General features: G+C 67.4%; 11 protein-coding genes. 3 read left to right on the forward strand and 8 right to left on the reverse strand.

Annotation, left to right across the window (positions count from 1 at the left end; all coding sequences use genetic code 11):
- Nucleotides 1–4: 4 nt before the first annotated feature.
- Entirely contained in the window at nt 5–682 is a 678-nt protein-coding gene (locus tag AC1DIX_RS04200; RefSeq protein ID WP_477322214.1) for an HAD-IA family hydrolase, read from the forward strand.
- Here the strand turns inward: AC1DIX_RS04200 and AC1DIX_RS04205 are convergent.
- Nucleotides 671–1,279 carry a cupin domain-containing protein gene (locus tag AC1DIX_RS04205; RefSeq protein ID WP_477322216.1) on the reverse strand — a complete coding sequence of 203 codons (609 nt, stop codon included), beginning with the start codon at nt 1,277–1,279 and terminating at the stop codon, nt 671–673. The two genes, AC1DIX_RS04200 and AC1DIX_RS04205, sit on opposite strands and share 12 nt — an antisense overlap.
- A 69-nt stretch (nt 1,280–1,348) precedes the next feature.
- On the opposite strand from AC1DIX_RS04205, the gene AC1DIX_RS04210 reads away from it, so the two are divergent.
- Together AC1DIX_RS04210 and AC1DIX_RS04215 are read left to right on the forward strand one after the other, a co-directional pair.
- Nucleotides 1,349–3,415 carry a UvrD-helicase domain-containing protein gene (locus AC1DIX_RS04210; RefSeq protein ID WP_477322218.1) on the forward strand — a complete coding sequence of 689 codons (2,067 nt, stop codon included), beginning with the start codon at nt 1,349–1,351 and terminating at the stop codon, nt 3,413–3,415.
- Nucleotides 3,416–3,481: 66 nt separating this feature from the next.
- Nucleotides 3,482–4,270 (forward strand): hypothetical protein, encoded by a 789-nt coding sequence (locus AC1DIX_RS04215; protein ID WP_477322220.1) that lies wholly within the window; start codon nt 3,482–3,484, stop codon nt 4,268–4,270.
- A 2-nt stretch (nt 4,271–4,272) separates the two neighbouring features.
- Here AC1DIX_RS04215 and paaZ read toward each other — a convergent pair whose 3' ends face one another.
- From paaZ to paaG, 7 genes are all read right to left on the reverse strand, one after another.
- Complete coding sequence (gene paaZ, locus AC1DIX_RS04220) at nt 4,273–6,321, reverse strand: phenylacetic acid degradation bifunctional protein PaaZ (protein WP_477322222.1); 2,049 nt, start codon at nt 6,319–6,321, stop codon at nt 4,273–4,275.
- 163 nt (nt 6,322–6,484) lie between these two features.
- Entirely contained in the window at nt 6,485–7,075 is a 591-nt protein-coding gene (gene paaY / locus AC1DIX_RS04225) for a phenylacetic acid degradation protein PaaY (protein ID WP_441934554.1), read from the reverse strand.
- 1 nt (nt 7,076) lies between these two features.
- Nucleotides 7,077–8,282 carry a 3-oxoadipyl-CoA thiolase gene (gene pcaF, locus AC1DIX_RS04230; RefSeq protein WP_477322224.1) on the reverse strand — a complete coding sequence of 402 codons (1,206 nt, stop codon included), beginning with the start codon at nt 8,280–8,282 and terminating at the stop codon, nt 7,077–7,079.
- Between the two features lie 17 nt (nt 8,283–8,299).
- A complete protein-coding gene (gene paaK / locus AC1DIX_RS04235; protein ID WP_477322226.1) occupies nt 8,300–9,622 on the reverse strand; it encodes a phenylacetate--CoA ligase PaaK in 1,323 nt (440 codons plus the stop codon).
- Between the two features lie 18 nt (nt 9,623–9,640).
- Complete coding sequence (gene paaI, locus AC1DIX_RS04240; protein ID WP_441934548.1) at nt 9,641–10,096, reverse strand: hydroxyphenylacetyl-CoA thioesterase PaaI; 456 nt, start codon at nt 10,094–10,096, stop codon at nt 9,641–9,643.
- Nucleotides 10,086–11,666 (reverse strand): 3-hydroxyacyl-CoA dehydrogenase PaaH, encoded by a 1,581-nt coding sequence (gene paaH, locus AC1DIX_RS04245; RefSeq protein ID WP_477322228.1) that lies wholly within the window; start codon nt 11,664–11,666, stop codon nt 10,086–10,088. The genes paaI and paaH overlap by 11 nt, the downstream gene beginning before the upstream one ends.
- A 3-nt stretch (nt 11,667–11,669) precedes the next feature.
- Nucleotides 11,670–12,461: a 2-(1,2-epoxy-1,2-dihydrophenyl)acetyl-CoA isomerase PaaG gene (gene paaG / locus AC1DIX_RS04250; protein ID WP_477250845.1), complete on the reverse strand. Its 792-nt coding sequence runs from the start codon at nt 12,459–12,461 to the stop codon at nt 11,670–11,672.
- Nucleotides 12,462–12,513: the final 52 nt, after the last annotated feature.

A 12,513-nucleotide genomic window follows, 5' to 3' on the forward strand; every position in this document is an offset into this window, starting at 1 on the left:
AACAGTGACCCAAGCATTCCGGACCGACCTGCCGCAGCGCAGCTACGCCGCCTTCCTGTTCGACATGGACGGCACCATCCTCACCTCGATCAAGGCCGCCGAGCGGGTCTGGGGCCAGTGGGCCAGGGGGCATGGCCTGGACGTCGAGGCTTTCCTGCCGACCATTCACGGCAAGCGCACCGAAGAGACCATCCGCGGCCTCGAACTGCCGGGCGTCGATCCGGTGGCTGAGGCCGCCTTCATCACCCGTGCCGAAATCGAGGACGTGGCCGGCATCGAAGCCATCGAAGGCGCCGCCGCCTTCCTCGACAGCCTGCCGCGCGAGCGCTGGGCGATCGTCACCTCGGCCCCGCGCCTGCTGGCCGAAGCGCGCATCGCCGCCGCCGGCCTGCCGATCCCGGATGTGCTGGTGGCGGCAGAGGACGTCGAGCGCGGCAAGCCGGCGCCCGATCCCTTCCTGCTGGGCGCGCGCAAGCTGGGCGTGGCGCCGGCCGACTGCCTGGTGTTCGAGGATACGCTGGCCGGCCTGAGGTCCGCCGAAGCGGCCGGCATGGACAGCATCGTCGTCACCATCACCCACGCGCATCCGCTCGACACCGGGGTGACGGCGGTGCGCGATTATGCGGATCTGCGCGCGGTGAAGACGCCGGAAGGCCGGCTGGGCGTGGCTTCAGCCGCCTGAGTCGCGTTCGACCGGGTCGCGCTCGGCACGCTCCGGATGAACGCCATCCTGCTCGCCATGGTCGGCGATGTAGACGCGCGGAGCCAAAGTCTCGGCCTCGATCGGCAGCGGCGTCGTGACCGGGGGCGCGTTCTTGTCGCGTTTCGGATACGGCGTGCCGTCGCGGCGGGTATAGCTGTCGGTGCTGCCGTCGTACAGCAGGTCGATGTCCGGGTAGGTGGCCCTGTCTTCCTTGCTGCGCGAGCCGACCACCAGGAACAGCGCCGTGCCCCAGCCGCGGTTGACCAGGTGATGGCCGTTCGGCCGGCCGGCCGGGAAGGCCGCGCAGTCGCCGGCGCGCATCAGGGTTTCGCCCTCGTCGGTGATGAGGGTCAGTTCGCCGGACACGACCATGACGAATTCGTCCTCGCGCGAATGCCAGTGGCGCTGCGAAGAGGCGGCGCCCGGCTGGAGCTCCACCATGTTGACGCCAAACTGGGTGATGCCGCCGGCGTCTCCCAGCGCCTGCCGACTGCGCCCGCTGACGGCCTCGGCGAAGGGATCGGGATAACCGGTGCCGGTCATCACGGGGATACTGCTCAGGTCTAACCGCGACATGGACGCTCCTTGATGAGGGTAATGGACAGATGACAGTGTATAGTAGCCAAAAAGCCGGAACCAACACGCATGTCCACGCAAGCAAACAGCCAGCAGGCTGCCATCCTGCAGTCCCCCAACAAAGTCAAGCTGATCGACGCCGTCGCCGGCGCCGGCAAGACCACCACGCTGGCGATGGAAGCGCGCCAGGCCTGCGAGGGCGGCTTGCCCGAACGCGCGATCCTGGCCCTGTGCTTTTCGCGCGGCGCGCGCCTGCGCTTCCATGAAAAGCTGAAGGAGGAAGTCGGCGAAGACAGCGCGACCTTCGTGATGACGGTCGAGGACTTCGCGCGCCAGCTGATCGAGGACCTGGCCGAGAAGGGCCGCATCGGCCGCCCGGTGGTGCACCAGGACGTCGAAGGCATCCGCGGCGAACTGGTCGACGCCGCCGCGCGCGTCTGGCAGCGCTACCAGGAACAGGGCATCCGCAGCGACTTCAATTTCGGCCTCGACGAGAACAACCAGCACCTGGACGACATCGCGCGCCGCCTGGCCCAGCTGAAGGCCGCGCTGGAAACCCGCGCCTTCGCGCCCAAGGACGCCGAGTCCCACGACGACGACGATACGAACGACGGCGACGATGCCGACTACGACGAAAGCGGCGACGGCGACTTGGCCGGCCAGCCGGACCCGATCGCGGACATCATCCGCGAGTACGAGGCGCAGCGCCATCCCTACCCCGAGGAATTCCGCTGGCAGGGCCCGAACGATGCCGTCGCCGACCTGGTCTACCTGCTGCAGCGCCAGCCGGCGCTGGGCCAGGAGCTGCGCCGCTGGTCGCTGTACCTGGTCGACGAATGGCATGACGTGAACGCGGCGGAGTTCGAGCTGCTGGCGCGGCTGCGGCGCGGCGCGCGCCTGGTGGTGGCCGGCGACAAGGACCAGACCATCAACCGCGACCGCGGCGCCGACCCTGTCTTTTCCGGCCTGCGCTTCATGGCAGCCTACCGTCCGGATGCCAAGCGCTTCCCGCTGGGGATGTCCTACCGCTTCGGCAAGGACCCGGCGCTGCTTGCCGACGGCCTGACCCGCAACGGCTGCGAAGGCCGTCCGGACCGCGACACCGTCGTGCGCCGCATGCGCTACGACCCCTCGCAGCCGGGCGACTGCGCGCGCCTGGTGGCCGAGGCCATCAAGGAAAGCCTGCAGAAGGGACGCCCGAAGCCGAGCAACCGCGACTTCGCCGTGGTGCTGCGCGACGTCGACCAGAGCATCGAGATCGAGACCGCGCTGATGGAAGCGAAGATCCCGTACAAGTGCGACGGCTTCGAGACCTTCCTGCTGCTGCCGGAGATCCTGCTGCTGCGCGGGATCCTGCACTACGTCAGCAACGATTACTCGGCCCTGCACGGCCGCGCCCACGCCGACACCTGCGTGCAGATGGTGCTGGCGCTGTCGCGCTACTTCTACCTGACGCGCGATCCCAAGCACTGGAAGCTGGAATGGGCCGAACGCCGCTCGGTGCTGGCGTATGCCCAGGACGAGGTGAGGCGCACGCCGGAAGTGCTGAAGAGCTTCTTCGACGGCGCCCTGCTGCGCGAGACCGAGTTCGACAGCCCGCAGGCGCGCCAGTCCAAGAACCTGATCCGGCCCGTGATCGAGAAGATGGCGTCGATGACCGGGACCGCGAGCGCACATGAGCTGCTGACCATGCTGCGCGGCCAGGTCGACCTGCACGACGCCACCAGCCGCGCCTTCGTCAGCCGCGACCGCGTCGCTTCCGCCCGCCGCTCGATCGACGCGTTTTTACGCTTCGCTTCGAGCCACGGCCAGGTGCCGGCGGCGCAGTTCCTGGCCCTGCTTTCGCAGATGGAAAACGATGTCGCGCTGGTGCGCAGGTCGAAGAATGCGAACAGCATCGGCACCCGCCGCAGCCTGGTGCGGGTGACCACCATCCAGGCGGCCAAGGGCAGGGAGTGGCCCTATGTGCTGATGCCTTTCCTGGCGCAGGACGAGTTCGTGCGGACCAGGGATGCGACCAATGAGGTGCGGCATCTGTATGTGGGGTTGACGCGGGTGATGAAGGAATTGGTGCTGTTCGAGCCGGATGAGGGGTCGGCGGAGCGGCGGCTGGCTTACCTGACGAATCTGCGGTGAGAATCAGCGCATTTTGCGCTTCTTGAAGCTGCTATCTTGTTCCTGGTTTTAACACGGGGGCAAGCGATGAAGGCACTGGAAAGGTTGCACGCAGCACGGCAGGCCGCGCGCGAAGGCAGGCACGAGGAAGCCCTGCGTGAACTGGTGTGGTTCCACCATCACGCGCTGGAAGAAAACCGGTACCTGGCTGGCGTACGGCTGTCATACGCGCTGTATGATTGGCTGAAACTGGGCAAAGCCTATCCGCCTGCCCGGCAAGCGCTCATCAAGCTGCGCGAACAGAAGGCGCAAACCCTTCTCCAGGGTGAAGGCAACCACGCCTTATTCCGCGACATCGAAGCGATCGACGAACGGCTCGGCCAATCAGGCGCCACCTATGAACTCTACATGGCGCTGGCCGAACGGCACCCGGTGCTTGCGGGGGAATGCGCGAAGTTGGCCTTGCCGTCCATCGTTGCAGTGAAGGACTACCGACTGGCCCATCAGCTCCGCACGGATCCGGAAGCGCGGCTCCGCACCTCGGCGACTGTGCTGCGCGAAGACATCCAGGATATCAAGCACCGCCGCTTCACCCGGGCGCCGCAGCGCTGGGCCAGTATCAAGAGTTATACCGAATCGGCACGCCGCGATGTTGAGATCACGGCCGGCATCGGCGAGCATGCCGAAGCCCAGCGCCTCGCCGCGCTTGCGGTCGATTTGATTTACGACCCGTCGCTGCGGACTGCAGTTCGGGCCGGCATCGCCAAGCCCTTGGCCTCGCCGGGGATGGGGAAAATGAATGCGCGTCGGGCCATGACGCTCCGCAGGGAAACAGCCCGCGAACGCCGTTCCCGCCGCAGCGGGAACGGAAAGTAGGCTTAACCCCGCTTCTGCACCAACGTCAGAATGTCATAACTCGCCACCAGCTCATCATGCTGGTTGGTCACCTGCACGTCCCAGGCCACCACGCCCTGCCCGCGACCCTGCTCGTCGGTGCGGTTGCGGTCCACCTTGCGCTTGCAGGTAAGGCGGGCGCGGATGGTGTCGCCGATCGCCACCGGCGCCACGAAGCGCAGGTTGTCGAGGCCGTAGTTGGCCAGCACCGGACCCGGCGCCGGCGACACGAACAGGCCGGCCGCCGCCGACAGCACGAAGTAGCCGTGSGCGATGCGCTTGCCGAACTGGGTGTCCTTGGCCGCSAYCTCGTCGAAGTGCATGTAGAAGTAGTCGCCGGACACGCCGCCGAAGTTGACGATGTCCGCCTCGCTCACGGTGCGGCGGTGGGTCAACAGGGAATGGCCGATCTCCAGGTCTTCGAACCAGCGGCGGAAGGGGTGGACTTCGCTTTCCTTGACCTCGGCGCCGCGCACGTATTCGCCGGTCACCGCCGTCAGCATGGTCGGCGAGCCCTGCACCGCGGCGCGCTGCAGGAAGTGCTTCACGGCGCGGATGCCGCCCAGTTCTTCGCCGCCGCCGGCGCGGCCCGGACCGCCGTGCTTCAGCTGCGGCAGCGGCGAGCCATGGCCGGTCGAATCGACGGCCGCCACGCGGTCGAGGATGTGGACACGGCCGTGCGAGGCCGCCGCCACCGGCACCGCATGCGCGGCGATCGCCGGATCTTTCGTGACGAGGGTCGTCACCAGGCTGCCCTTGCCGCGCGCGGCGAGAATCAGGGCTTCGTCGATGTCGCGGTAGGTCATCATGGTGCTGACCGGGCCAAAGGCTTCGACGTCGTGCACGGCGTCGTTCGTCAAACCGTTGCGGCACAGGATCAGGGTCGGCGAGAAGAAGGCGCCGGCACCTACGCCCTCGCCCACCGGCTTGAAGCCGTCGCGTGCGCTGAACAGGACTTCGTTGCCGCGCGCGAGCATCTCGACGCGCTCCGAGACGTCGCGGTGCTGGTCCATCGAGGCCAGCGCGCCCATGCGCACGCCCTCGACTTTCGGATTGCCGACCACGATCTTCGACAGGCGTGCGCGCAGGCGCTCGCCCAGCGCATCGGCGTGCTGTTCCGGCACGATGATGCGGCGGATCGCCGTGCACTTCTGGCCGGCCTTACCGGTCATCTCGCGCGCGACTTCCTTGACGAAGAGGTCGAATTCCTCGTCGTCCGGGCCGACGTCCGGCGCCAGGATGGCGGCGTTCAGCGAGTCGGCTTCGGCCGTGAAAGGCACGGCTTCGCGGATCAGGTTCGGGTTGGCGCGCAGCTTGGCGGCGGTGTCGGCCGAGCCGGTGAAGGTGACGGCGTCGAAGCCGGTCAGGCGGTCCAGCAGGTCGCCGGTGGAGCCGATCACCAGTTGCAGGCTGCCTTCCGGCACCAGGCCGGATTCCATCATCATCTTGACCACGGCATGGGTCAGGTAGCTGGTGGCGGTCGCCGGCTTGGCGATGCAGGGCATGGCCGCCAGGAAGCTGGGCGCGAATTTCTCGAGCAGGCCCCAGATCGGGAAGTTGAAGGCGTTGATGTGCACGGCCACGCCGCCGCGCGGCACCAGGATGTGGGTGCCGGCAAAGCCGCCGCGCTTGCCCAGCGCCATGGCCGGGCCTTCATGCAGCACGTTCGACGACGGCAGCTCGCGCGAGCCCATGCTGGCGTAGGCGAACAGGGTGCCGATGCCGCCTTCGACGTCGACCCAGCTGTCCGGGCGGGTGGCGCCGGTCAGGTGCGAGATCTCGTACAGCTCTTCCTTGCGTTCCATGAGGTAGAGCGCAAGGGCCTTCAGGCGCTGGGCGCGCTTCTGGAAGTCGAGCGCCATCAGCTCGCGTACGCCTTGCTTCCGGGCGTAGCCCAGGGCTTCGTCGAAGTCGATTTTTTCGGCGTGGGTGTGATAGATCAGCTGGTTGTCCAGGGCGCTGTGCAGGGGCTGGTGGGCTTGCTGTCCTTGCCAGCGGCCGGCGATGTAGCTTTGCAGGGTGGTTGGGGTCATTTTTTCTGTCTCCTTCGGTCAGTTTGGTCTAACGTCAGTATTTTCGAATTCGGATGCTTTTCCTTGGGTCCCCGCCTTCGCGGGGACGACGGTCTTTAGGCCACGTACCCAGAAACGTCATTCCCGCGCAGGCGGGAATCCAAGTTCCTACGAATACTCGCGGCTACTTTTTAGGACGGTGAGGTTCATCGAACACCAGCCGCCCACGCCCAGCCTCCACCTCGGTAAAGGCCTCGACCTCCCGCAGCGACTTCATCGACCGCAGCGCCAGGTCGTGATACTGCCGCGTCCCATGACTCTTCCACGCGATCTCGTCGTCGGACACTTCGCGGATCACCTTGGCCGGCGCCCCCAGCACCAGGCTGCGCGGCGGGATCGCCATGCCGGCTTTCACGAAGCTTGCTGCGCCGACGATGGATTCCGCGCCGACCACGGCCTTGTCCATCACCACCGCATTCATGCCGACCATGGCGTTGCGGCCCACGCGGCAGCCGTGCAGCACGGCGCCGTGGCCGATATGGCCGTCCACTTCGACCACCGTGTCGTCCTCCGGGAAGCCGTGCATCACGCAGGTGTCCTGCAGGTTCGCGCCCTCTTCCAGGATCAGGCGGCCGAAGTCGCCGCGCAGCGAGGCCAGGGGCCCCACATAGCAGCGCGGGCCGACGATCACGTCGCCGATCAGCACCGCGGTCGGGTGCACGTAGGCGCTTGGATGGACCACCGGACGGATGCCGTCGATTTCGTAGATCGGCATCTCAGACCCGCTCGACGATGAGGGCGATGCCCTGACCGACGCCGATGCACATCGTGCACAGCGCATAGCGGCCGCCCGTGCGGTGCAGCTGGTTCACGGCGGCCGTCACCAGGCGCGCGCCGGAGGCGCCCAGCGGGTGGCCGAGGGCGATCGCGCCGCCGTTCGGGTTCACGCGCGGGTCGTCGTCGCGCAGGCCGAGGTCGCGCAGCACCGCCAGCCCTTGCGAGGCGAAGGCTTCGTTCAGTTCGATCACGTCCATCTGCTCGATGCTCAGGCCGGTCATCTGCAACAGCTTTTTCGTCGCCGGCGCCGGACCGAAGCCCATGATGCGCGGCGCCAGGCCGACGCTGGTCATGCCGACCACGCGGGCGCGCGGGGTCAGCTTGTACTGCTCGATGGCGGCGCTCGACGCCAGCAGCAGCGCGCAGGCGCCGTCGTTCACGCCGGAGGCATTACCGGCGGTGACCGAACCATCCGGCGTCACCACGCCCTTCAGCCTGGCCAGGCCTTCCAGGCTCACGTCGGGGCGCGGATGCTCGTCGGTGTCGAACACGCGCGATTCACCTTTCTTCCCATGCAGCGTGACGGGTACGATTTCCTCTTTGAAAACACCCGCCGCATTGGCCGCGGCCCATTTCTGCTGGCTGCGCAGCGCGAACACATCCTGGTCGGCACGCGAGACATTGAAATCGCGAGCCACGTTCTCGGCCGTCTCCGGCATCGAGTCGATGCCGTATTCCGCCTTCATCTTCGGGTTCACGAAGCGCCAGCCGATGGTGGTGTCCTCGATCTTCGCCGTACGCGAGAAGGCGGTATCGGCCTTGCCCATGACGAAGGGCGCGCGGGTCATGCTCTCGACGCCGCCGGCGATGATCAAGTGGGCTTCGCCGGTGCGGATCGCGCGCGCGGCCATGCCGACCGCATCCAGGCTGGAGCCGCACAGGCGGTTGATGGTCGTGCCAGGCACCGAGGGCGGCAGGCCGGCCAGCAAGCCCGCCATGCGGGCCACGTTGCGGTTGTCCTCGCCGGCCTGGTTGGCGCAGCCGTAGTAGACGTCGTCGACCTTGCTCCAGTCCACGCCCGGGTTGCGGTCGATCAGCGCCGCGATCGGCAGCGCGGCCAGGTCGTCCGCGCGCACGCCGGCGAGCGAACCGCCGAAGCGGCCGAAGGGGGTGCGGATGGCGTCGACGATGAATGCGTCAGTCATGAAAAAGTCTCCTCGGATTATTTGTTGCGCTGGTCGACCACGCGCCGCGCCTTGCCCGTCATCGAACGTTCGATGCCCTGGGCCGGCAGCAGGTTCACGCTGGTGGTCACGCCGATATAGGTCTTGATGCGGTGCTTCAGTTCCTGGGCCAGGGCCGCTATCTGCTCGTCCGCAAGGAGAGCTTCCCCCGCACCCGGGCGCAGCTCGCAGCGCACCTCCAGCTTGTCGAGGTGGCCGTCCTTGCTCACCACCAGCTGGTAGTGCGGGGCCAGCGCCGGCATCTGCAGCACCTGTTCCTCGACCTGGCTGGGGAAGACGTTCACGCCGCGGATGATCAGCATGTCGTCCGAGCGGCCCGTGATGCGGCCCATGCGGCGCATCGAGCGCGAGGTCGGCGCCAGCAGGCGCGTGAGGTCGCGGGTGCGATAGCGGATGATGGGCAGGGCCTCTTTCGACAACGAGGTGAACACCAGCTCGCCCTCGGCGCCGTCGGGCAGCACTTCACCGGTTTCCGGGTCGATGATCTCGGGGTAGAAGTGATCCTCCCAGATCACCGGGCCGTCCTTGCTCTCGATGCATTCACTGGCCACGCCCGGGCCCATCACTTCGGACAGGCCGTAGATGTCGACCGCGTCGATGCCTGCGCCCTGCTCGATCTCGCGGCGCATGGCGTCGGTCCAGGGTTCGGCGCCGAAGATGCCGACTTTCAGCGAGGACGTGGCCGGGTCGATTCCCTGGCGCTTGAATTCCTCGACGATGTTCAGCATGTACGAGGGCGTGACCATGATGATGGAGGGCTTGAAGTCCTGGATCAGCTGGACCTGCTTCTCGGTCTGGCCGCCCGACATCGGCACCACGGTGCAGCCCAGGCGCTCGGCGCCGTAGTGGGCGCCCAGGCCGCCGGTGAACAGGCCGTAGCCGTAGGCGATGTGGACCATGTCGCCGGGACGGCCGCCGGCCGCGCGGATCGAGCGCGCCACCAGGTCGGCCCAGGTGTCGATGTCGCGCCTGGTGTAGCCGACCACGGTCGGCTTGCCGGTGGTGCCGCTTGATGCGTGCACGCGCACCACCTGCTCCCGCGGCACCGCGAACAGGCCGAAGGGGTAGTTGTCGCGCAGGGTCTTCTTCTCGGTGAAGGGAAATTTCGCCAGGTCGGCGAGCGTCTTGAGGTCGTCCGGGTGCACGCCCTTCTCGTCGAAGGCGCGGCGGTAATGCGCCACGTTCTCGTAAGCGTGCTTGAGCGTCCATTTGAGGCGCTCGAGCTGCAGGGCCTGCAGCTCGTCGCGGCTGGCGCGCTCGATCGCTTCGAGATCGCCGGGTTGAGGAATGCCTTGCACCATCTGCCTCTCCTTACTTGATTACTGGGTATTGCCCGCTTCCGCCACCATGCCGTTCACACGGTGGGATTTGCCGCGAAAGAGCGCGACCTTGCGCCCCTCCTGGTTGGTGACCACGATGTCATAGACACCGGTCTTGCCGGACAGCGCCTGTTCGACCGCTTCGGCCGTCAACAGGTCGCCTTCGCGTCCCGGCGACAGGTAATCGATGCTGCAGCCGGCGCCGACCGTGTTGAAGTTGTGCGAGTTGCAGGCGAAAGCGAAGGCGCTGTCGGCCAGCATGAAGATATAGCCGCCGTGGCAGGTGCCGTGACCGTTCAGCATGTCCTCGCGCACGCGCATGCTCATGCGCGCATAGCCCGGGCGGATCTGGTCCAGGCTCATGCCGAGGCGCTGGCTGGCCGGGTCGCGCTCGAACATGGTCTTGCCGGCCAGTTCGGCCAGCTGCTGCGCACGTTCGCGGGTATCAAACTGCATGGAATCTCGCTCCTTCCGGATTGGCCGCCAGCTTGCGGCGCAACAGCGGCGACACGCGATAACGGTCTTCGCCATAGGTGGCCGCCAGGTTGTGCAGCACCGCGGCGACATGGCGCAGGCCGACCGCATCGGCCCAGGCCAGCGGTCCGCGCGGATAGTTCACGCCCTTCTGCATGGCGACGTCGACGGCGCGCGCACTGCACACGCCCTGGTTGACGGCGTCCGCCGCCTCGTTGGCCAGCATGGCGAAGGTGCGCATCACGGCCATGCCGGGCACGTCGTCCAGGCGCGTGACAGTGAAGCCGGCCGCCTGGAACAGGCCGACCGCGCCGCGCCAGGCTTCCTCGCTGCACTGGTCGGCTTTCGCCAGCGCGATGCGGGTGGCCCTGGCCGGGTCGAGCACCAGGTCGAACAGCACGGTATTCGGGTGATCGTCGTCGGCCGCGCGCTGGGTGGCGCTGCGGCCGTCGGTCAGGTAGATCGCGGCGCCATTGGCGTGGAAGGCCGGCTCTTTGCGGGTGTCGCTACCGTCGAACATCGAGGGATGGCTGGGATTGATCCCATGCGCCGCCAGGCGCTCGGTGACCACGGCCTGCAGCGCGTCGAAGACGGGATCGCTGAGGTCGCGCTGGCGCGTGATGCGCACCGTCGTCGGCATCTCCGCCGCCGGTTCGGCCTGGGCCGCCGGCGCAGCCACGCCCTCGCCATACCGGTAGAAGCCGCGGCCCGATTTGCGGCCGAGGAAGCCGGCATTCACCAGCTCCTGCTGCAGCACCGAGGGCGTGAAGCGGGGGTCGCCGAAATATGCCTTGAACACCGACTGCGTGACCGAGAAGTTGACGTCGTGGCCGATCAGGTCCATCAGCTCGAAAGGCCCCATGCGGAAGCCGCCGGCGTCGCGCATCACGGCGTCCAGCGTGGCCGCATCGGCCGCCTGTTCCTGCAGCAGGCGCAGGGCTTCCGCATAATAGGGACGCGCCACGCGGTTGACGATGAAGCCCGGGGTCGATTTCGCGTGCACCGGGTTCTTGCCCCAGGCTTCGGCGGTGGCGTAGACCGTGTCCGCCACGTTTTTATCGGTGGCGACGCCTTCGACCACCTCGACCAGCGCCATCAGCGGCACCGGATTGAAGAAGTGCATGCCGACCAGGCGCTCCGGGCGCTTCAGCCGGGCGGCGATGGCCGTCACCGAGATCGACGAGGTATTGGTGGCCAGGATGCAGTCCGGGCCAACGATGTCTTCCAGTCCGGCGAACAGTCCACGCTTGACCTCGAGGTCTTCGACGATGGCCTCGACCACCAGCGCCGCGTCCTTCAGCTCCGCCGTCGATGCGGCCGGCCGCAGGCGCTCGCGCGCCAGGCTGGCTTCATCCGCGCCCATGCGGCCCTTCTCGACCAGCTTGTCCCAAGCCTTGCCGATGCCGGCGATCGCCTTGGCGACGGCTTCGGGGCGCGTGTCGTAGAGCCGCACCTGGTGCCCGGCGCTTGCCGCCACCTGGGCGATGCCCGAGCCCATCGCGCCGCTGCCGACCACGGCGACGACGCTGCCCTTCTCGAGTGCCTGGACCATCGATCATTCTCCCTTGAAGTGAGGCTGGCGCTTTTCGATGAAGGCGGCCACACCCTCGCGGTAGTCGTGGCTGTAGCCCAGTTCGCGCATCATGCCGGCTTCCAGCTGCAGTTGTTCTTGCAAAGTGTTGGTCCAGCTGGCCAGCATGGCTTTCTTGGTGAAGGCCAGGCCCTTGGTCGGCGCCTTGGCGAAGTGCTCGGCCATCGCCATCGCCTCGTCCATCAGGGCTTCGTCCGGCACGCAGCGCCAGATCAGGCCCCATTGCTCGGCCTTCTCGGCCGGCAGCTTGTCGCCCAGCAGGGCCAGGCCCATCGCGCGCGCCGGACCGATGAGGCGCGGCAGCACCCAGGTGCCGCCGGTATCGGGGATCAGGCCCAGCTTGCAGAAGGCCTCGATGAAGCTGGCGGATTTCGCGGCCAGCACGATGTCGCAGGCCAGCGCCAGGTTGGCGCCGGCGCCGGCGGCCACGCCGTTCACGGCGCAGATCACCGGCATCGGCAGGGTGCGCAGGGTCGTCACCAGCGGCGCATAGTATTTTTCGACCGATTCGCCGAGGTCCACGCCGGGCGCGCCCGGTTCGACGGCGCGGTCGTTCAGGTCCTGGCCGGCGCAGAAGCCGCGGCCGGCGCCGGTCAGCACCAGCACGCGGACGGTCTTGTCGGCCTGGAGCTTGTCCAGGGCGTCGCGGACTTCACCGTGCATGGCCTTGGTGAAGCTGTTCAGGCGATCGGGGCGGTTGAGGGTGAGGACGGCGATGCCGTCGGCTATGGTGAACTGGATGGATTCGTAGGTCATGGGTGTCTCCTCGTTGTTGTTATCCCGTCGTTCCCGCCTCCGCGGGGACGAC

This window comes from Massilia sp. 05N420, from assembly GCF_056397205.1.